Below are 19355 nucleotides of genomic sequence, written 5' to 3' on the forward strand. Positions count from 1 at the left end.
TGTGGTCCTACCCCCGTGCTTTTTGTTGCACGGGACCCACGGGTGCAGCCGGCACCCGGCTTTCCCTGCGCCCTCTGCTATCGAGGAGGGTGGAAAGTGACGCAAAGCTCGGACGCAACGCGCCGCGAGAATGCGAACTCGTATCCTCTTTCAACCGTCAAAAAAATCGCGAGACGATGTCGGCCTACGAAGATCCCGTTCGTCGTTCTGATGCCAAGCCGATGAGGCCGGCTCGAACAACAAGGAGACAGGCGATGCGTGTGATGGTGCTCGTGAAGGCTACCGAAGACAGCGAAAAGGGCTTTGTCCGCACGCCCGAGGCGACTGAGATGCTCGAGGCGATGGGCAGATTCAATGATGAGCTGCGTAAGGCCGGCATCATGCTCGCCGCCGACGGCCTCAAACCGTCCTCGCAGGGTAAGCGGGTTGCGTTCGATGGTCCCAGCCGGACGGTCGTCGACGGGCCTTTCGCCGCAACCCGCGAGCTGGTAGCCGGCTTCTGGCTCTGGGAAGTCAAGGACATGGACGAGGCGGTCGCCTGGGTAAAGCGTTGCCCCAATCCCATGCCCGGACCGAGCGAGATCGAAATCCGGCCGCTATACGAGATGGCTGATTTGCAATGAGCGAGCGAAGGGCGGATTGCGCCGCAGCTCGAAGAGCGGAGGCGGAGAGTGACCGCAGGGACGACATCGTAGGATGGGTAGAGCGGAGCGAAACCCATCATTCGCGCGACTTGCTCCACCGCGATGGGCTTCGCTCCGTTCTACCCATCCTACGGCCTTCCGGAGTCGCGGGCGACTTGCGGAGTCTTGTCGGTCCACTCCGGCGGGGCGCCGATCTTGCCGGCGAGAAGTCCCGCCAGACCGGGCGCGCGGCCAAAATTGTCGCACGTCGCATATTTCGGTTCGCCGCCCAGCCACGACTGCACGCGCTGACCGGAGGGCAGCGAGATATCCAGGGCCCCCGGCTCCTTGCCGGTGGCGAGCATCCGCGAGAACTCGTTGCCGAACTTGGTTGCCAAGCCATAGGCGTCGCCGACTTCGGAAACGCGAGGGTTGTCCATGATCGAATTCGCACCGCGGGCCCATACCATCGCAGCGCGCTGCACGCCGCTCCGGTCGACGGCTTCGGCCTCGACGGCAAGGCCGCCCAGGCCAATGGGAAGACGCGGAACGCTGACCGGCAAGGCTGCGCCGGTGCCCAAGGTCACCGCTGTCGACACGCCGGCCGCGGCCTTGTCGGTCGGCAGCACGTCGGTGACGACAGTTCGAACGGTCAGGTCGGCATGTTCACGTGGCGAGACGATTTGAAACTTGTCGCTCAAAGCGACACAAACCTCGCGATCAAGTGCGTTTGCGACCAGCGCGCGATCCTGCGCCGCCTTCACCTGCGCCAACGCGCCATGGGCAAACGTCGTCGGAACGATGCGTACGGTTTTCACCGACGCCAATGCGTTGGCGTCGACGTAATTTCTCGACTTCGAGAGCATGCCCTTCTGCTCTCCCAGATTGTTGTAGGTTGCCAGCGTGCCCGCCGTTTTCTGAGGCATGGAAGCGCATCCGGCAACCGTCAGAGCGAATGGCAGAGATATAGTTCGAAGCCACGAATGGGGCGTTCTTGTCACAGCGTGGCTCCGGGCATAAGATGCATTGACGCATCTAGTCGGAACCGTGATGCGGAGTCAAGATACATTAATGCATCTTATTTGGAGTGAGCATAGTTATGGGCGAGCGGCGGCGCGGCGCGGAGTTGGAAGAGGCAATCCTGGAGGCCGCGTGGCTCGAACTGGCCGAGCGCGGTTATGCCGGGTTGACGATGGAGGCGGTCGCGGAAAGGGCGGGGACGAGCCGTCCCGTGCTTGCGCGCCGATGGGACGGGAAGGCGCCGCTTGCCGTCGCGGCCATTCGGCAGCAAATGGCGAAGCACCCGCTGGAGGTGCCGGATCGAGGCGATGTCCGGACGGAGCTGCTGGAGTTTCTGAAGCGTGCGGCTGATCGCGCCGCCGGAACGGCGGCGGCCTTCACCCTGTTTTCGAGCAATTATTTCTCGGAGAACTGGTCGACACCGAAGGATCTGCACGCCGCTCTCATCGAAGGTGGAGCACGACCTTTCTCGGCGATTCTGGAACGCGCCGTGAAGCGCGGCGAGATCGATGCGGCAAAGCTGACGCCTCCGGTGGCTTCTCTGCTCGGCGACCTGTTTCGGTACCACGTCATCATGAACTTTTCGGCGCCGCCGCCGGCCTTGCGAAAAGCCTGGGTCGACACCGTGTTCCTGCCGCTGGTCAAGCCGAGGTAGGCGAGGCGGTGGTTGACCAATGAATCATCACGAACTATTTGAAGTTACATGAGACGAGATAGCCGACTATCTGGGGTGCTTCACGTGCTGCTGCACATGGCCGAGCACGGCGGGCCGGTGACATCTGAGGTGCTGGCGAAAGCGATGTGCACCAACCCGGTGGTGATCCGGCGGATCATGGCCGGCCTGCGCGACTGCGGCTACGTCCGATCCGAAAAGGGCCATGGCGGCGGATGGATGCTCGCGCGCGATCTCGAAGAGGTGACGTTGCGCGATGTCTATGATGCGCTGGGCTGCCCGTCATTGCTTGCGATAGGCAATCGGACCGACGCGCCGGATTGCCTGGTCGAACAGGCCGTCAATGCAGCGCTCGACAAGGCGTTTCACGATGCGGAGGCGCTCCTGCTCGCGCGTCTCGGCGAAGTTACCCTGGCGGTGCTGAGCGCCGACTTTCACGCGCGTCTGACTGCCCGCAAAGGCTCGCGCCGAACGGAGATCGATCATGTCCACTGAAGACGGCGCCAGGTTCTTTCTGAGCGCCTTCTGCGACCTCGCAAAAAAGTGAGCCCCTGCATGTCGTCTTTGGCGCCTCGCGTTCGTCTTGGAGCCAGGGATAGCTGCAGTGGAGACACGGAATGAAGGATGCTCACTATCGCTGGGTGATTGTCGGAGCCGGCGGGCTTCTGGGCTGCGTTGCCATCGGCGGGATGTTCTCGCTGCCGGTTTTTCTCCTGCCGATTACGCGGGACACCGGCTGGTCGGTCACCGGCGTGTCCAGCGCCATGACCATCGGCTTCATCGCGATGGCGTTCACCAGCATGATCTGGGGGACCTTGTCCGACCGCCTCGGGCCGCTGCCGGTGGTGCTGACCGGCTCGATCGTGCTTGCGGCAAGCCTTGGGCTGGCCAGCCTTGCCTCATCGCTGGTCGCGTTTCAATTCATCTTCGGCCTGATGGTGGGCGGCGCGGCCGCCGCGATCTTCGCGCCGATGATGGCCTGCGTCACCGGCTGGTTCGATACCCATCGCAGCCTTGCCGTGTCGCTGGTTTCGGCAGGCATGGGGATGGCGCCCATGACCATGTCGCCGCTCGCGGCCTGGCTCGTCTCGATCCATGACTGGAGAACCTCGCTTCAGATCCTTGCCGTTACTGTCGCCTGCATCATGATTCCCGTATCGCTGTTGGTGCGCCGCCCGCCGGCGCTCGAACGCGAACACGGCCCTGCCGCCGGCGAAGGCGAGCCGCAACCGGCGATGTCGCTGGCGCAAGCGCTGCGCTCGCCGCAGTTCATCGTGCTGCTTGCGACCAATTTCTTCTGTTGCGCGACCCATTCGGGGCCAATCATCCATACCGTGAGCTATGCGATAAGCTGCGGCATACCGATGATCGCCGCAGTCACGATCTATAGCGTCGAGGGTCTGGCGGGGATGGGCGGCCGTATCGCGTTCGGCCTGCTCGGCGACCGCTTTGGCGCCAAGCGCGTGCTGGTTTCGGGCCTGTTCGCGCAGGCCTTCGGCGCGCTCGCCTATGCCTTCGTGCGGGAGCTCTCCGCGTTCTACGCCGTTGCGGCGGTGTTCGGCTTCATCTATGCCGGCACCATGCCGCTCTATGCCGTGCTTGCGCGGGAGAATTTTCCGTTGCGGATGATGGGCACCGTGATCGGCGGAACCGCCATGGCAGGCAGCCTGGGCATGGCGACAGGGCCGGTGGCGGGAGGTCTGATCTACGACACCTTCGCCAGTTACGCTTGGCTCTACATCGGCTCCTGGGCGGTTGGACTTGGCGCGTTCCTGATCGCGCTGACGTTCAGGCCGTTTGCCAAGGTCAAGGCCGAGGCGGCGCCAGTGCCGGCGTGAGGGATGACGCGACGGAGCATGTCATGGTGAAAGTCACTCTTCAGATCGTGGTCTGGACCGCGATCATGGGCGCTATGATCCTGTGGCCGGCCGGCACCCTGGCTTATCCCGGAGGCTGGGCGTTCCTCGCCATATTCGCGATCGGCGGCCTTGCGATTACCCTGTGGCTCGCCAAGCGCAATCCGCGGCTGTTGCGCGAGCGCATGAGCTCACCGGTGCAGCGCGACCAAAAGCCGTGGGACCGGATCTGGCTGACGCTCTTCATCGTGCTGTTCTGCGCCTGGATGATCTTCATGTCATGGGATGCCGCACGCACCGGTTTTAGCGCGGTGCCGGTCTGGCTGCAGGTGGTTGGCGGTGTCCTCACCGTGCTCTATCTGCTCGGCGTGTGGTGGACGTTTCGGGAAAATACCTTTGCCGCGCCCGTGGTGAAGATCCAGGAGGATCAGCGGGTGATCGATACCGGACCGTACGCCATCGTCCGCCACCCGATGTATGCGAGTGCTTTGCTCCTTATCGTCGGCCTGCCGCTGTTGCTCGGTTCCTGGATCGGTCTTGCGATGTCGGTGGTGTTTATCCTCGGCATCGCCTGGCGGACCCTGCATGAGGAAAGCGCGCTGAGGGCGGAGCTGAAAGGCTACGAGGAGTATGCTTCGCACGTGCGCTATCGGTTCGTCCCGTCGGTCTGGTAGCGGCGGCCCTCGCTGACCACGCACGCGGGCCGCGATGATCTAACCAATGGCTTTGTAAAGCGCACGGGCCGACAACAGCTCTCGAATGGCGGTGAGAACCTCGGCTGGCGCTTCGCGCGGGATGAAATGTCCTACATCGGGAAGGACGCGTCTCTCGTAGCCATTCGCAAAGAACCGCTCCTTGCCCTCCGAGTACTTTGTCATGGACGTCTCCGTCTGGTCGACCGTGCACCATGGGCCGACAGGTGTCGGCCTTTGCGGTCAGAACCAGTGCTTGCGACAGAGGTTCCTGTTCGGCTCAGGAGTTGATCACTGACAAAGAGCCTCGCCGATCGCTGTCGAGAGTCGTGGCGGGATGTCATGCTTCAAGAGCACTGGTTGCTTACGAACCGGGAATATGATTGGTTCCCTGCAGTCGAACTGACAGGAAATCCAATGGCACGCGTTCGCTGTATCACCGAGATGGGCATGGGCGTCGATGTTCACGGCAAGGATGCGACCAAGGCGGCGCGGCGCGCGGTCTCGGACGCGATCCGTCACTCGAGCCTCGGCTTCTTCCGCATGCTCGGCAAGACTGCCAACGACATGTTCGTCGATGTTACCATCGCCGTGCCGAACCCCGATGCGGTCGACACCGCTGTGGTCGCGAAGGAATTGCCTTACGGCACGGTGACCGTCACCGCGGTCAAGGGCGGGCTTGAGATTCCGGCCGAGCAGGGCAGCGATGCCATCATCATCGCCAACGCCGCTGTCATCGTCAGTCTCGACGACGGCAAACCGGCTTAGGCACCTCATGCCTGATAGTTAGGCTTGCCAATCTGTTTTCGCTGTGAAAAACAACAAGCAGACGGTCTGCTCGTCGAGCTTGCCGCGTAGGCGTTAACGTCAACCAACGCATGTCAGCACAACGGGAGTTTGTGCCATGCCTGGTTTGACCGAAATTCAGACGCCTTTCGTGCTCGGTGTTTTCCTCAGCGGCACGCACAGCTTCACCAAACATCGGCAAGACGTCGTCGTGCTGCGCAAGGGGCTCGGCATCGAAGGCGACGCGCATTGTGGGCCGCTGGTCAAGCATCGCTTCGATGCGGCGCGTGATCCCAGGCGACCGAACTTGCGGCAGGTTCATCTCATCCAGGCCGAGCTCATCGAGGATCTGACCAGCAAGGGCTTCGTCGCGCAGCCCGGCGACCTCGGCGAGAACATCTCTACGTGCGGGATCGACCTGATGGCGCTGCCAGTGGGCACGCGGCTGCACATCGGGCGCGATGCGGTCGTCGAGATCACCGGCTTGCGCAGTTGTTGCGTGCAGATCGATACGTTTCAGCCGGGGATGCTGCGCGAGATCATCGCGCGCGTTGACGGCAAACTCGTTCGCAAGGGCGGCGTGATGGGCATTGTCGTTGAAGGCGGCGAGGTGCGGCCGGACGATGCCATTGTCGTGCGGTTGCCCGATGGACCATTCGTGCCGCTCGAAGTGGTGTGACTGTAGCCATGTCCCGTCCGTGGCGGACGATCTTCAGCCGGACAGCGCCGCGTCATCTGACACGAAGTCCTCGGGCGATCCGGCCGACATTGTCGATCTCTCCGGTCGCGCGAAGCAGGTTTTGGCCCAGTCAAAAATAGAGCAGGTCGCGGCCGACACGCTGTCGGCCCTGGTCCAATCGCTGAGAGCGGCGGGCAAGCCGCAGCCGCTGCATTCTTCGTCCGACAAGGCACAACCGTCCTCTTCAGGCGGTAAGCCAGTCAGCTTCGAAGAACTCGCAGGGATTTCGCTGACCAGCACCACCGAAGTGACGGTGACTGCCGGCAACCGCAATGCGGCCTCGACTGACGCGAATGGCGACGCGCCGCCGTCCGGCACGATCCTCCAGAAGCGCAGCTTCTCGGAGACGTTCTCCTTCAATGGCTTCCACGTCCCCGCCACGGGCAACGCGCTGACCAACAACAGCGACGTCCAGATTTACAGCCCCGATGGCTCCAGCGCATCGTCGACGCTGTTCGGCGGTTCCGCCGGAGTTGGCAGCGGCGGCACGGGAAAACAATACACGATGATATCGAGCGCGAAGGTCGGCAACCGCCAGATATTCACCTTCGCCATGAACAGCGCCGCCGTGTCGGCAACCGCGGCGCAGAATGCGAGCGGAAGCGCGGTGCAGGCCACGGCGGCCGTGAAATCCAGTATCGTGACATTCGTCGTCGACTTCAACACCGGCAAGATCTCGGCGATGGAAGCGGATGCCTCCGCCGCTGCGACCTGAAGCGCAGTTCAGAGAACGGCGTGAGAAACGCACGGCTACCCACGACAGGGGGCGAGAGGCGGGAACCGACCGCGATGGTACTCCTTTCCAAGCAAGTCTCGACTCACCAAAATTTCTGTTGAAAAGAACCGGACCTTCGCAATGAACCGGCGCGGTGGGGCTCGGCCGCGCCAGGCAAATTTGCACCACGACTTCGGCGCACTACTATGACCAAGCTGTTCGGGCGGGCGTGATTGCGAAAAGTCACGGATCCCGCTCCTTATTGCCGGATCACAGCAAATGTCTGTAGTCGAGGATTTTGGTCAGGTGCTCCCGGATGTCGTGAAGACAAAGGACATCTACAGCTTCTTCAGCCGTTCTGCATTTGAGAAGGGCTACGCCTATCAGGCCCAAGGGCGCGTCACGGGATTGGAAATCAGCGACGACCTCACGCGCATTCGCAGCAAGGTACGTGGAGGTGAGCCCAGCCCTTATCGTGTCGACATCGAGCTCGAATTCGACCATGGGCGTCTAATCGACCTCGACGGCACGTGCAGTTGTCCGATCGGAGCCAATTGCAAGCATGTCGTGGCGACGATGCTCCAGGCGCTGAGCGGTGTATTGCCGTCCGAGCAGAAAACGGACATCGGCAAGACGCCCGTCCGCTCCGTGTCGATTCTGCCTTACGATGTCACCGCATGGCTCGACAGTATCGGCGCCGCCGTGCGCGGCGACGATTATCCCGTCGATGTGACGCATCGGTTGCTCTACTGCCTGCAGCCCGCTCAAGCGGGCACGCAATTGCCGTTGCTGGGAGTGTCGCTACTCTCGGTCCAGATGCGCAAGGACGGGACGTTCGGGAGCAGTCCCACGCGTCCGAACATTTCCAGTTTCTCGGCCGAACGTGCACCGAAGTATTTTCGCGATACCGACATCGACATTCTGATGCGGCTCACGAGAGAGCGAGGGGCGTACTATCACCCACCTCGGTTGCAATCCCTCGCGCTCCTGCAGCAAATCATCGCGACCGGACGTGCGTTCTGGCGCGATCACAAGGGGCGGCCGCTACAGTGGGGCGAGGCGCGCGAGGGGCGCATCGATTGGCAGCAGGCCAGCAAGCAAGGAGTTTCCCCGCAACTGACCGTGCGGGGAGCGACGGCCCTCAACGCCGAGCCGCCGGTTTATATGGATGAGGCCGCAGGCGTGATCGGCCCGGTCCAACTGGGCCTGCCGCCTCGACTTTCCTATCAGCTCTTGTCGGCGCCCGTCATCCCGCGCGCGCAAGTTGCGGAAGTGGCGCGCCGCCTCGGCGAGAGATTGCCGCAGCTTCATCGTGGCCTGTTGCCGGGAACGCCGGCAGCGGCGGTGAAGATCGACGACGATCCGATTCCGATCCTGCGGCTTAAGCGGGGACGCGAGGGCCCAAGTGCCCACTTTTTCCACGACAGGCCCGAACGGACCGCGGTTGCCCATCTCAGTTTCCGCTACGGCCCGATCGAGATCGAGCCCAGGGAAAGGGAAAATCCGCTCGAAGCATTTCAGGCCGGCGAGGTCTACACGATCACACGGCGGCGGTCGAAGGAGAAAGGCACGCGCAAGCGGCTGTCAGAGTTCGATTTCCGCGAAGCGAAATTGATCCACCCGTTTCTCGATGCCGGTCATGTCGACGATCTGACGTTCGGGGAGCCTCACGCCTGGCTCGATTTTCTCGAGTTCGGCGTTTCCGAATTGCGCGCGGAAGGCTTCGATGTGCTGGTCGATGATGATTTTCCGTATCGGCTGGTGCAGTCGCAGGGCGTCTTCGATGCCGAATTGGAATCCAGCGGTATCGACTGGTTCGAGTTGGCGCTCGGCGTCGAAATCGACGGCGAGCGACGCGATCTGGCGCCGGTCCTGGCCGCCCTGGTTGCGACACCGAATTTCACGCCCGATCGGATCAAGCAGCTCGCCGAGGCAGGGGACCACTTCTATCTTCCGCTTGCCGACGGCCGCCACCTGTCGCTCGCGGCAGATCGCTTCCTGCCGCTCGTGCTTGCGCTTCATAGCCTCAGTTTGAGCGGCCTTTTCGGTGACACATCCGGAAAGATCAGGCTCTCGCGCGCGGATGTCGTGCCGCTGCTGGCGCTTGAAAATGGCGAATTTGCTTTCCGCGGCGCCGACAGTCTTCGGCGCCTCGCCAATCTGCTTCGGGATCGCGAATTGTCGAATCCGCCGTTGCCCGCAAATTTTCGCGCTGAACTGCGGACGTACCAGGCGCAGGGGTTGGGCTGGCTCGACTTGCTGCGCGAGAGCGGTCTTGGCGGTGTGCTGGCCGACGACATGGGGCTCGGCAAGACCGTCCAGATACTGGCGCTGTTGTCGCTGGAGAAGGCGCGCGGTCATCTCAGCGAGCCCGCCCTTGTCGTTGCGCCGACCAGCCTGACGACGAACTGGTTCAACGAAGCGCAGAAGTTCGCGCCGGATTTGAGGGTGCTCGTGCTTCACGGTTCGGATCGCAAGCAGAGCTTCGCCGCCATTGCGGACCATGATCTTGTCCTGACTACCTATCCGCTGATTGCGCGGGATCACGATGTCCTGTTGTCTCGCGATTGGCACATGGCCGTGCTGGACGAGGCGCAGACGATCAAGAATCCCAATGCCGCGACCACCCGCTGGTTGCGCGGCGTCAAAGCGCGGCATCGCTTCTGCCTGACCGGGACGCCGGTGGAAAATCATCTCGGCGAGCTCTGGTCCATCATGAGCTTTGCCAATCCGGGATATCTTGGCGACAAGGCGGATTTCAGCCGGCGCTGGCGCATCCCGATCGAGAAGCGCACGGATACGCGACGCGCAGCAGCGCTGGCGCAGCGCGTGAAACCATTTCTCTTGCGCCGGACCAAGGCGGAGGTGGTTAAGGAATTGCCGGCCAAGAGCGAGATCGTCGAGCGCATCGCATTGGAAGGCAGTCAGCGTGACCTCTACGATTCCATTCGCCTGTCGATGTCGGACAAGGTCCGTAAGGCGATCCAGGAGCGCGGCCTGGCCAAGAGCCACATCATCGTTCTCGAAGCGCTGCTCAGGCTGCGCCAGGCCTGCTGCGATCCGGCGCTGCTGAAGCTCGACGATCGCGCCAAGCGCCCATCGGCCAAGCTTGAGCGGCTGATGGAAATGGTTGTCGAACTCCTGAGCGAGGGCCGGAAGATCATCGTCTTCTCGCAGTTCACCTCGATGATCGACCTGATCAGGGGCAGGTTCGATGCGGAAGCTATCCGCTACAGCGTCCTGACCGGACAAACGACCAATCGCAAGCGCGCGATCGAAGCGTTCCAGGACGGCAACAGCGATGTCTTCCTCATCAGCCTGAAGGCCGGAGGCGTCGGGCTCAACCTGACGGCGGCCGATACGGTGGTCATCTTCGATCCCTGGTGGAATCCGGCGGTCGAGGAACAGGCGATCGATCGCGCTCATCGTATCGGCCAGGACAAGCCAGTTTTCATCTATCGGCTGGTGGCATCGGGTACGATCGAGGAGAAGATGGACGAGCTCAAGGCGCGGAAGCGCGCCTTGGCCGACAGCCTGTTCGATCGCGAGGGACGCATCGGCGCGGCACTCACCGAAGAGGACGTGCGTGCGCTGTTCGAGGAATAGCGAAACGGGGCGGGTGCAAGGCCGAACAGGAAAGACTGTCTGACGACGACGCGGTCGTGTCAGCTCGCGTATTGAGCGATGCCGTTGCCGAACGACCAGTTTTCCTTCTTGACCTCGACGAGGTTGATAAAGATGTCTTCACGGCGTAGCCCGAGCGCGGTGTGCAGGCCGTCGGCGATCGCCTTGTAGAGCGCCTGCTTCTGCGCGGTGGTACGGCCTTCGTTCCAGGTGATCTGGATGATCACGAGATCGTTGGTGCGGTGGATGCCGAGATAATCGGGATCGAACAGGAAGCCATCTGCGTCATGCTCGCTGAGGAGCTGGAACCGGTCCTTCTCCGGCACGCCGACACTGATGAGTGCGTCATATACGATGCGGCCAATTTCCTGCCGGAACGCCGCGTCCTTGCCCTTGCGAAGATCGATGCGAACGAGGGGCATGTCCGTCTCCTGTTATCCGATGCGACTTCGTCGCGTCCGCCGCGGCGATCGTCTGCAGATGCTCGCAATTACATTAGCTGCATATGCTGGTATTGAAGATCAAGAGTTGCATCGTAGAATGTAACCGCAACAAACAAGGAGCGGACGTGTCCTGCTATCTCGGTCTCGACGGCTTTCGCGGCGGCTGGGTGGTGGCCTGGATCGACGATCAGGGCAGTCACGGCTTCGACTATTCGCCGCGCCTGGATCGGCTTCTCGCGGCCGCGCACAAGCGCGCCATGATCGACATGCCGATTGGCCTGACGATGAGGGGGCACCGGACCTGCGATCTGCGTGCCCGCGAACTGGTCGGCGCTTCGGTGTTTCTCGGCGCGCGGCGCAATCTTTGGGAGTTTGCGGACCAGGCTTCGGCGAATCGGTACTACTGGCATCACGAGGGCCCGGGCATGGGCGTGTCCTGCCAGCTCTGGAACATCAGGGACAAGATCAGGGAGGTCGACGATTTCATCACGCCGAAGCGTCAGGCGACCATCGGCGAGGCACATCCGGAACTGATCTTCCGAAATCTCGGCAAGCAGATCCGTCTGGATGGCAAGAAGTCGGAGCGAGGCCGCGAGCAGCGCTTGAAACTGTTGGCCGAGCGGGGCTTCGTCAAGCTTTCAAGCTGGCTGGCGCAACGTCGCGGCACCGGGATCGGACGCGACGATCTGATCGATGCCTGTGCCTGCGCGGCGGCAGCCCGCGACAGCAACGCGCGGCTCGGCGGCGATGAGATCGACGTTCGCGGCCTGCGAATGGAGATCAACTACTGAGAAACCAAGCGCTTCACTTCCGCGTAACCTCCGGGAAGATCCACATCGCGATCACCATGAACGGAGCGAGCACCATGATCGCGATCTTCGGACCATGCTGCCCGATCGAGTCCTGGTAGAAATAGGCGGCGCAAGCGACGAGCAGCACGATGATCGATAGGGCTGTCTTGATCGGGAAGGGCATCGGCACACTCCTCTATGAGGCGGTAAACCCCTGCAGCGGGGAGAGCATCAGCGCGAGCGCGGCGATCTGGACTAGGCCAAGGACGGCGAGCCCGCTGCGGCTGTCGCGCCACGCACCCGGAATGACCTGAAACACCGCGGGAATGAACAGGAAGATCAGGCCGCCGAACACCACGACGGAGGTCCAGCGCAGCATCTCGTGTGCGAACAAGATCACACCCGCGAGCAGGATCACGAGTAACGCGAGATTGGCGAGCACGAGCACCCCGCCGGCGGCGCCCGCGATCGATTGCGGCCTGGCACTTGGCGGAAACATGCCGACCAGCGTGAAGAAGCTGAGGCAGCAGGCTGCGAAGGCTGCCGCGAACAGCACCAGCGCGAGGCCATTCGGCTCGATGCCGGCCATGGTGGTCACTCCGCCGGCACGGAGCTTACGGCCGGATCGATCCGCGGGGTACGCGCGGTCTTGCGCATGTTGCGCTTGACGAAGCGCGTCTCGTAGCCGTTGAAGAGATGACCGAGCAGGCCGCGATCGAGATCGGACGTGCCGAACAGCCAGTCCATGATCGGGAAGGTGAGGTTCATGTTACGCTCCATCATGATCGATTGGTCGTGATGGGCGGTGTGATGACGGCGGATGGTGTTCACCATCGGCACGTTGCGGACGAACCAGTTCTCCTCGACATGGCAGCAGAAATGCATGAACTCATAGATCAGGTACATCGACGTCGTCGTCGCGATCAGGAGCCATCCGACATTGGCCGAGATGAGATAGCCGGCGACAATCGCGAGCGGGATCGACATCAGGGTGAAGGTCGCGAGGGCGTAAGGCGGGAAGAAGGTCACGCGCCAATCATGATGGTCGGCGAAGCGCATCTCCTGATCGGTGAAGAACTGGTGATGCATCAAGGTGTGGCGGTTATAGATCGCGCGGAACGCCTTGATCTGCGAGGGGCGGTGCATCACGTAGCGGTGGATCCACCACTCGAAGAAATTCGCGCCCAGGAAAGTCACGGGGACGATCAGCAATTCCCATGCGCGCAGGTCGCGGACATTGGCGAGGTAGATGTAGAGTGCGGTGAAGCCGATCACGTAGATGATGAAGACGTGCAGCCAGCCATTGTACCAGCCGGCGACCCGCTCGCGATAAGTTTCACGGTAGCGGCGTTGTCGATCCGACATGGCGGTTGATGCGAGTTCCATGGCCGACCTCCCGATGTCGAACTTGGATGACATTTGAATTAGCGTGTGATATATCACTAATCTATCATTGCTGCAAGATCCGGAAAAGTGGAAACCGGTTTTCCGAAAGGATCATGCTAAGACTCTGAGGTGTCGGGAGGAACCACGCATGAAAAGGTTTTGCGGAGACCGCACTATCGATGGAGTCGTGGTCACGGTGGATGGCCGGCCGCTCGATCAGAGGCTCGATCTGCACCGCTACACCGCGAACGGTTTTGAATGGAGCTACGAGGGGGAGGAGCCGCGACAACTGGCGCTGGCGATCCTGGCCGAGCACTTGAACGATGACGCCACGGCAAAATCGCTGGTCGAGCCGTTCATGAAGGCGGTGGTTGCCAATTTCGGCAACGAGTGGGAAATGAGTTCCGCCGATATCGACGCAGCGCTGGCGGCGCTGCGGAAAGACAGTGGTGCTTTTCGGGCCGCATCCTGAAACAGGGCAGGGCGGGAGATCTGGAAGTGGGGCTCAAATACAAGGCGGCGGTGCTGCACGCGCCGAAATCGCCGCTCGTCATCGAGACGGTCGAGGCGGGCGAACTCGCGGCCGACGACGTGCTCGTCCGCGTCAAGGCGGTGGGGCTTTGCCATACAGATCTCGAAGTGATCGAAGGCAGCCTGCGCAATCCGATGCCGATCCTGCTCGGTCATGAAGCATCCGGCGTCGTCGAGCAGGTCGGGCCGAATGCGCGCGGCGTCGCGGTCGGCGACCACGTCGTCCTCTCCTGGAATCCGCATTGCGGGCATTGCTTCTATTGCGATCGCGACCTGCCGATCCTCTGCGAATCCTACCTGGGACAGGCGCCGCTCGCGGTGCAATTCGACGGACGCAGTCGCGCCAGGCTGGGCGACGGGCGTGAGCTCAAACATTTGATGTATCTCGGCGCGCTCGCTGAATACTGCATCGTGCCGGCGCAACAGGCGATCGTGGTGCCGAAGGAGCTTGCCTTCGATCAAGCCTGCCTGATCGGTTGCGGCGTCATGACCGGCGTGGGCGCCGCGCTCAATGTCGCGTCCATCCACTACGGCGACAGCGTGATGGTGATCGGATGCGGCGCGGTCGGCCTTGCGGCCGTGCAAGGCGCGCGTATGGCCGGCGCCGGCATCGTCATTGCCGTCGATCTCGACGACAACAAACTCGATCTGGCCAAGCAGCTCGGGGCAACGCACGCGATCAACGCCGCCAAAGAGGACGTGATCGATCTCTCGCGTCAATTGACCGATGGCCGCGGCGTCGAGCTCGTTCTGGAGTCGGCCGGCAGTGCGCGTGCGTTTCGGATGACGAGTGAGGCGGTGCGGCCAGGCGGCGAGGTCATCTGGCTCGGCAAGATCGATGTCGCGCAGGACGTCGCGTTTCGATGGGGTTCCTTGATGCAGGAAAAGCGCATGCGGCGCTCGAGCTATGGCGGCGCGCGGCCGCTGCGCGACTTTCCGATGCTGGCGCAGGCCGCACTCGACGGCCGCCTCAAGCTGGATCAGTTGATCACCGCGCGCATCTCGCTCGAAGATGTCAACGCGGGTTTCGAGGCGCTGCGACGCGGCGCTGCGATCCGCAGCGTCGTGGTGTTGTGATCAGGTCTCGATGGTCTTGCGGGTGAAGCTTTCGATGTAGTCGAGCAGGCGATCGGACGCTTTCGCCGCGGCTTCCGGATCGCGCGCGGCGATCCGCTCAGCGACGTCGGCATGCAGGCGCGCCGACAGCGGCAGGTCGCCGACTTCCCGATAGTGCTGGTACCAGAAGCGTCGGGACAGGCCGTGCATCAGGCCCATGGCACGGGAGGCGAACTCGTTTCTCGCGGCCTGGCTGACCAGTTCGTTGAAGGCGCGATCGAGCCGCATGAAGGTCATGTCGTCGGCTTCATCGGAGGCGCGGCGCATGTCCCTGGCGATAGTCGTAAATTGAGCGATTTCCTCCGGCGTTGCGCGCTCGGCAGCGCCGCGCGCCATCAGCCGCTCGAGCTCGCGGCGTACCTCCAGCAGACGCATCTGAGTCCTGAGATTGATCTGCGACACCAGGATGCCCCGTCGCGGCAGGATGACGACGAGGCCGTCGCGGGCCAGCCGCTGCAGCGCCTCCCGGATCGGGGTGCGGCCGATGCCCAGTTTCACCGCCAGCGACTGTTCCGACAGGATGGTCTCGGGCGGCAAGGCAAGGGTAACGATCAGTTCCTCGAGTTGCCGATAGGCGCGGTCGGTCAACGTCGCCTGATCGCGCTCGTCGCGTTCGAGGTCGACGCTAGGCGGCACGTCGCGCGAGTCTGGCTCGCTCTTCCTGGACCTGGCAGTCTTGCTGGTGCGGGCTCGTGGGGTTCGCCTGTCCGCGGCCATCTGCCGTGATTCTCCCTTTGCTCGTCACGACGATATTTCACGCGTGACGAGGAGGGTCAATTGGGCCTCGGTGCGGTTAGCGCAGCCGCGATGCTCTCGATCAGTGCGAGGTGCTTTCGAGCGTTCGCCGCCCGAGATCAGCACGACATGGTTGTGCAGCGCGTCGGCCGCTAACACGGCGGATGCTGCGCGAGCTCGTCACGCCAAGCCCAACCGTACACCAGAGCATGATCCGGAAAAGCGGGCATCGGGTTTTCTTGAAAGATTGTGCTCGCACAACGTGCTACGGTAGCAGGGTTAAGGTCGACTATTCCGCAAAGCAGCATGAACAGGAACGTGCATTGTTCGCGGCGCTACCTCATCCATGATGGCGTCATCCTGATCCCTCCATCCGCGGAGCCTCCATGACAGCAGAAGCGATTCGCCCCGCCGCCCATCACCATCCCTGGTACAAGGTCCTCTACATCCAGGTCCTGATCGCGATCGCGCTTGGCATCCTGCTCGGCCATTTCTATCCCGGTCTCGGCAAGGAGATGAAGCCGCTCGGTGACGGCTTCATCGCGCTGATCAAGATGATGATTGCGCCGGTGATCTTCTGCACCGTCGTGCACGGCATCTCCTCGATGGGCGACCTCAAGCGCGTCGGTCGCGTCGGCCTGAAGGCTCTGATCTATTTCGAGACCGTCTCGACCGTGGCGCTGGCGGTCGGCCTCATCGTCGGCAGGACCCTGCAGCCCGGGAGCGGCTTCAACATCGATCCGTCCTCAATCGATGCCAAATCGGTCGCGACCTACGTGACCAAGGCGAAAGAGGAGGGGATCGTTGCCCATCTGATGGCGATCATTCCCGACAGCTTCTTCGGCGCGCTGGCGCGCGGCGACCTCCTTCAGGTGCTGTTGATCTCGATTCTATCAGGCTTTGCCATCGCCTTCATGGGCAAGGCCGGCGAGCCGATCGCGTATGCGATCGACCAGGCCGCCAAAGTGTTCTTCGGTGTGATCCGCATCATCGTGCGTGTCGCGCCGCTCGGCGCGTTCGGTGCGATGGCGTTCACCGTCGGCGCCTACGGGCTGGGCTCGCTCTGGAATCTGGTGGCGCTGATCGGCACCTTCTATTTGACCAGCGCGCTGTTCGTCCTGATCGTGCTCGGCTCGATCGCGCGGCTCTCGGGATTCTCGATCATCCGCTTCATCGGCTACATCAAGGACGAGCTGTTGATCGTGCTCGGCACCTCGTCGTCGGAGACGGTGTTGCCGCAGATGATCCAGAAGATGGAGCATCTCGGTGCCTCGCGCCCGGTGGTCGGCCTCGTCATCCCGACCGGCTACAGCTTCAATCTCGACGGCACCAACATCTACATGACGCTGGCGACGCTGTTCCTGGCACAGGCGACCAACACGCCTCTGACGATCTGGCAGGAACTCGGCATTCTGGGCATCGCCATGATCACCTCAAAGGGGGCGTCCGGCGTCACCGGGGCGGGCTTCATTACGCTGGCGGCAACCTTGTCCATCGTGCCTGACATCCCGATCCAGTCGCTCGCCATCCTCGTCGGCATCGACAAGTTCATGAGCGAGTGCCGCGCGCTCACCAATTTGATCGGCAACGGCGTCGCCTGCGTCGTCATCAGTCTCTCGGAGGGCGAGCTCGACAAGGCGAAGCTGCACGAGACCATGGCAAACCCCCTCGAACTCGGCGAGGCGCTCGAGCCGGGCGGGGGCTCGTAGCGACGCCATGATGCATAACCAGCCGGATATAGCAAAAAAATCGTGTGGCACGCTCGCTATGGCCACCGGGGCGCCGGTCCACGTGCCCGCTTGACTGACGCATATCTCGCCGGTTATAGATCGATCAATAGCCAACGGGTTATCGATCCCAAATGCCAAACGCTCACGATGAGCTCTTCAGGGCGCTCGCCGATCCGACCCGGCGGGCCATCTTTGAGCGATTGTGCCGCGAAGGAGAGCAGACGGTCGGGGCTCTGACGGCTCTGGCCGGGGTCTCGCAACCGGCCGTCTCGAAGCACCTTGTCGTTCTGAAGCAGGCGGGACTCGTGCGCGACCGCCACGAAGGCCGCCAGACGCACTACAGCGCGCAGCTCGGCGCGTTAGCCCCGCTGATCGACTGGACCAGCCAGATGGCCGGCTTCTGGCAAAGCCGGTTCGACCACCTCGAAGATCTGCTCAAAAGGATGGACCAATGACCAACATTGCGACCGAAACGCGCTCCGTCATTGTCGAACGCGAGATACCTCATCCGCCGGAAAAGATCTGGCGCGCGCTCACGCAACCGCATCTGATCGAGGAATGGCTGATGAAGAACGACTTCAAGGCAGTCGTGGGTCACCGTTTCAATCTTCGCGGCGAGTGGGGCGGTGTGCTGGACTGCGAGGTCCTCGCGATCGAGCCGAACAAGGCGCTGTCCTACACCTGGAATTTTGTGCACGACGATGCAGCCTTCAACCTGAAGAGCGTGGTGACCTTCACGCTCACGCCAACGAGCACGGGCACTCATCTGCGTATGGAGCAGTCGGGCTTCCGTCCCGATCAGAAGCAGGCCTACGGCGGCGCCAACGCCGGGTGGCAGCAGTTCTTTGCGAATCTGGAGCAGGTGTTGGGGCGGACAGAGTGAGCTCTGCGGGTGAACACAATGGCCAACAGGACGTCCAGCAAGTCAACGAAAGTTGCGAGAAAGGCGGCCAAGCCGGGCGCGGCGAAAGCGGCCAAACCGCGCAAGGCGGCGGCCCCGACGTTGCAGTCCGGCAAGGACGCAAAGCCTGTTCTCCTCACAGGAGGCAACCCACAGATCGCGAAGGCGGACGGCGACGCCCCGGTGCAGGCCTACATCGCCGCCATGCCGGGGTGGAAAAGCGATGTCGGACGCCGCCTCGATGCGTTGATCGTGCGCACCGTCCCCGGCGTGCGCAAGGCGGTCAAATGGAACTCTCCGTTTTATGGCGTCGAGGGCCAGGGCTGGTTCCTCGGCATCCATTGCTTCACGAAGTACGTCAAGGTGGCTTTCTTTCGCGGCAGGTCATTGCGTCCTGTTCCGCCTGGCGAGTCCAAGAGCAAGGACACGCGCTACCTCGACATTCATGAAGACGACGAACTCGACGAAGCGCAGTTCGCCGCCTGGGTGAAGCAAGCCAGCGAAATGCCCGGCGAATGGATGTGAGCGGCGGGTGCGAGGACGAACGATAGCGGACAAGAAGGCTACAGCCACCATGAAGAAAAGCGGCTCGAAGGAAGCAGACTCTCCTTCTCGGCTGATAGATGCGAGGATCGAGGAGCTGGGTGACTGGCGGGGCGAGACGCTTGCTCGAGTCCGCAATCTCATCAAGCAAGCCGACCCTGAAGTGGTCGAGGAGTGGAAGTGGAGAGGGGTTCCAGTGTGGGAGCACGGTGGGATCATCTGCACCGGCGAGACCTATAAGAGCGTCGTCAAGATGACCTTCGCCAAGGGCGCCTCATTGGAGGACCCTTCAGGCCTCTTCAACTCCAGCCTCGAAGGCAACACCAGGCGTGCGATCGACATCCATGAGGGCGACAAGATCAACGAAGCAGCGTTGAAGGCTCTCATTCGCGCGGCCGTGGAACTGAATCGCTCTCAGAAGAAACCAAAGAAGGCTTGAGGAGTCAGCGAA

General features: G+C 62.3%; 24 protein-coding genes. 17 read left to right on the forward strand and 7 right to left on the reverse strand.

From position 1 onward, the window contains the following. Positions 1–254: 254 nt before the first annotated feature. Entirely contained in the window at positions 255–623 is a 369-nt protein-coding gene (locus AC5ZGW_RS28050; protein ID WP_130226793.1) for a YciI family protein, read from the forward strand. A gap of 149 nt (positions 624–772) precedes the next feature. Here the strand turns inward: AC5ZGW_RS28050 and AC5ZGW_RS28055 are convergent, their stop codons facing one another. Beyond that, positions 773–1549 carry a DUF3313 domain-containing protein gene (locus tag AC5ZGW_RS28055; RefSeq protein ID WP_130226792.1) on the reverse strand — a complete coding sequence of 259 codons (777 nt, stop codon included), beginning with the start codon at positions 1547–1549 and terminating at the stop codon, positions 773–775. 161 nt (positions 1550–1710) lie between these two features. Here AC5ZGW_RS28055 and AC5ZGW_RS28060 point away from each other — a divergent pair, with 161 nt between their 5' ends. From AC5ZGW_RS28060 to AC5ZGW_RS28075, 4 genes are all read left to right on the forward strand, one after another. Beyond that, a complete protein-coding gene (locus AC5ZGW_RS28060) occupies positions 1711–2298 on the forward strand; it encodes a TetR/AcrR family transcriptional regulator (protein WP_207231045.1) in 588 nt (195 codons plus the stop codon). A gap of 48 nt (positions 2299–2346) precedes the next feature. Further along, positions 2347–2811 (forward strand): RrF2 family transcriptional regulator, encoded by a 465-nt coding sequence (locus AC5ZGW_RS28065; protein ID WP_130226791.1) that lies wholly within the window; start codon positions 2347–2349, stop codon positions 2809–2811. 122 nt (positions 2812–2933) lie between these two features. Beyond that, the gene (locus AC5ZGW_RS28070; protein WP_130226790.1) at positions 2934–4154 is read left to right on the forward strand and encodes an MFS transporter; all 1221 of its coding nucleotides are present in this window, start codon (positions 2934–2936) and stop codon (positions 4152–4154) included. 23 nt (positions 4155–4177) lie between these two features. Next, positions 4178–4846 (forward strand): methyltransferase family protein, encoded by a 669-nt coding sequence (locus tag AC5ZGW_RS28075; protein WP_130226789.1) that lies wholly within the window; start codon positions 4178–4180, stop codon positions 4844–4846. A gap of 39 nt (positions 4847–4885) precedes the next feature. Here AC5ZGW_RS28075 and AC5ZGW_RS28080 read toward each other — a convergent pair whose 3' ends face one another. Continuing rightward, positions 4886–5050, reverse strand: a complete 165-nt coding sequence (locus tag AC5ZGW_RS28080; RefSeq protein WP_130226788.1) for an alpha/beta fold hydrolase — start codon at positions 5048–5050, stop codon at positions 4886–4888. A 231-nt stretch (positions 5051–5281) separates the two neighbouring features. Here AC5ZGW_RS28080 and AC5ZGW_RS28085 point away from each other — a divergent pair, with 231 nt between their 5' ends. From AC5ZGW_RS28085 to AC5ZGW_RS28100, 4 genes are all read left to right on the forward strand, one after another. Beyond that, positions 5282–5632 carry a Lin0512 family protein gene (locus tag AC5ZGW_RS28085; protein WP_130226787.1) on the forward strand — a complete coding sequence of 117 codons (351 nt, stop codon included), beginning with the start codon at positions 5282–5284 and terminating at the stop codon, positions 5630–5632. A gap of 136 nt (positions 5633–5768) precedes the next feature. Next, entirely contained in the window at positions 5769–6329 is a 561-nt protein-coding gene (locus AC5ZGW_RS28090; RefSeq protein ID WP_130226786.1) for an MOSC domain-containing protein, read from the forward strand. Between the two features lie 19 nt (positions 6330–6348). Continuing rightward, positions 6349–7104, forward strand: coding sequence for a hypothetical protein (locus AC5ZGW_RS28095; RefSeq protein ID WP_130226785.1), 756 nt, complete (start codon positions 6349–6351; stop codon positions 7102–7104). Between the two features lie 279 nt (positions 7105–7383). Next, positions 7384–10710 carry a DEAD/DEAH box helicase gene (locus AC5ZGW_RS28100; protein ID WP_165435281.1) on the forward strand — a complete coding sequence of 1109 codons (3327 nt, stop codon included), beginning with the start codon at positions 7384–7386 and terminating at the stop codon, positions 10708–10710. A gap of 59 nt (positions 10711–10769) precedes the next feature. Here AC5ZGW_RS28100 and AC5ZGW_RS28105 read toward each other — a convergent pair whose 3' ends face one another. Further along, a complete protein-coding gene (locus tag AC5ZGW_RS28105) occupies positions 10770–11150 on the reverse strand; it encodes a tautomerase family protein (protein WP_130226784.1) in 381 nt (126 codons plus the stop codon). 146 nt (positions 11151–11296) lie between these two features. Here AC5ZGW_RS28105 and AC5ZGW_RS28110 point away from each other — a divergent pair, with 146 nt between their 5' ends. Next, positions 11297–11962 (forward strand): DUF429 domain-containing protein, encoded by a 666-nt coding sequence (locus AC5ZGW_RS28110; protein ID WP_130226783.1) that lies wholly within the window; start codon positions 11297–11299, stop codon positions 11960–11962. Between the two features lie 13 nt (positions 11963–11975). Here AC5ZGW_RS28110 and AC5ZGW_RS28115 read toward each other — a convergent pair whose 3' ends face one another. The 3 genes from AC5ZGW_RS28115 to AC5ZGW_RS28125 are packed head-to-tail and all read right to left on the reverse strand — an operon-like array spanning position 11976 to position 13348. Continuing rightward, the gene (locus AC5ZGW_RS28115; RefSeq protein WP_165421325.1) at positions 11976–12146 is read right to left on the reverse strand and encodes a hypothetical protein; all 171 of its coding nucleotides are present in this window, start codon (positions 12144–12146) and stop codon (positions 11976–11978) included. Between the two features lie 12 nt (positions 12147–12158). Then, positions 12159–12551 carry a hypothetical protein gene (locus AC5ZGW_RS28120; RefSeq protein ID WP_028166009.1) on the reverse strand — a complete coding sequence of 131 codons (393 nt, stop codon included), beginning with the start codon at positions 12549–12551 and terminating at the stop codon, positions 12159–12161. 5 nt (positions 12552–12556) lie between these two features. Beyond that, a complete protein-coding gene (locus tag AC5ZGW_RS28125) occupies positions 12557–13348 on the reverse strand; it encodes a sterol desaturase family protein (RefSeq protein WP_028166010.1) in 792 nt (263 codons plus the stop codon). Between the two features lie 148 nt (positions 13349–13496). On the opposite strand from AC5ZGW_RS28125, the gene AC5ZGW_RS28130 reads away from it, so the two are divergent. Continuing rightward, on the forward strand, positions 13497–13820 hold the full coding sequence (locus AC5ZGW_RS28130) for a DUF6166 domain-containing protein (protein ID WP_130226782.1): 324 nt from the start codon (positions 13497–13499) through the stop codon (positions 13818–13820). Between the two features lie 26 nt (positions 13821–13846). Then, positions 13847–14956: a Zn-dependent alcohol dehydrogenase gene (locus AC5ZGW_RS28135; protein WP_130226781.1), complete on the forward strand. Its 1110-nt coding sequence runs from the start codon at positions 13847–13849 to the stop codon at positions 14954–14956. Here the strand turns inward: AC5ZGW_RS28135 and AC5ZGW_RS28140 are convergent, their stop codons facing one another. Continuing rightward, a complete protein-coding gene (locus tag AC5ZGW_RS28140) occupies positions 14957–15712 on the reverse strand; it encodes a GntR family transcriptional regulator (RefSeq protein WP_130226780.1) in 756 nt (251 codons plus the stop codon). Positions 15713–16116: 404 nt separating this feature from the next. Between AC5ZGW_RS28140 and AC5ZGW_RS28145 the strand changes: the two genes are divergently transcribed. From AC5ZGW_RS28145 to AC5ZGW_RS28165, 5 genes are all read left to right on the forward strand, one after another. Continuing rightward, the gene (locus AC5ZGW_RS28145; RefSeq protein WP_130226779.1) at positions 16117–17439 is read left to right on the forward strand and encodes a dicarboxylate/amino acid:cation symporter; all 1323 of its coding nucleotides are present in this window, start codon (positions 16117–16119) and stop codon (positions 17437–17439) included. Positions 17440–17591: 152 nt separating this feature from the next. Then, on the forward strand, positions 17592–17915 hold the full coding sequence (locus tag AC5ZGW_RS28150; RefSeq protein ID WP_130226778.1) for an ArsR/SmtB family transcription factor: 324 nt from the start codon (positions 17592–17594) through the stop codon (positions 17913–17915). Further along, on the forward strand, positions 17912–18343 hold the full coding sequence (locus AC5ZGW_RS28155; protein WP_130226777.1) for an SRPBCC family protein: 432 nt from the start codon (positions 17912–17914) through the stop codon (positions 18341–18343). The genes AC5ZGW_RS28150 and AC5ZGW_RS28155 overlap by 4 nt, the downstream gene beginning before the upstream one ends. Positions 18344–18361: 18 nt before the next feature. Beyond that, a complete protein-coding gene (locus AC5ZGW_RS28160; protein WP_130226776.1) occupies positions 18362–18886 on the forward strand; it encodes a DUF1801 domain-containing protein in 525 nt (174 codons plus the stop codon). Positions 18887–18935: 49 nt separating this feature from the next. After that, entirely contained in the window at positions 18936–19343 is a 408-nt protein-coding gene (locus AC5ZGW_RS28165; protein ID WP_130226775.1) for a DUF1801 domain-containing protein, read from the forward strand. Positions 19344–19355: the final 12 nt, after the last annotated feature.

Source organism: Bradyrhizobium sp. Crot121, from assembly GCF_059512385.1.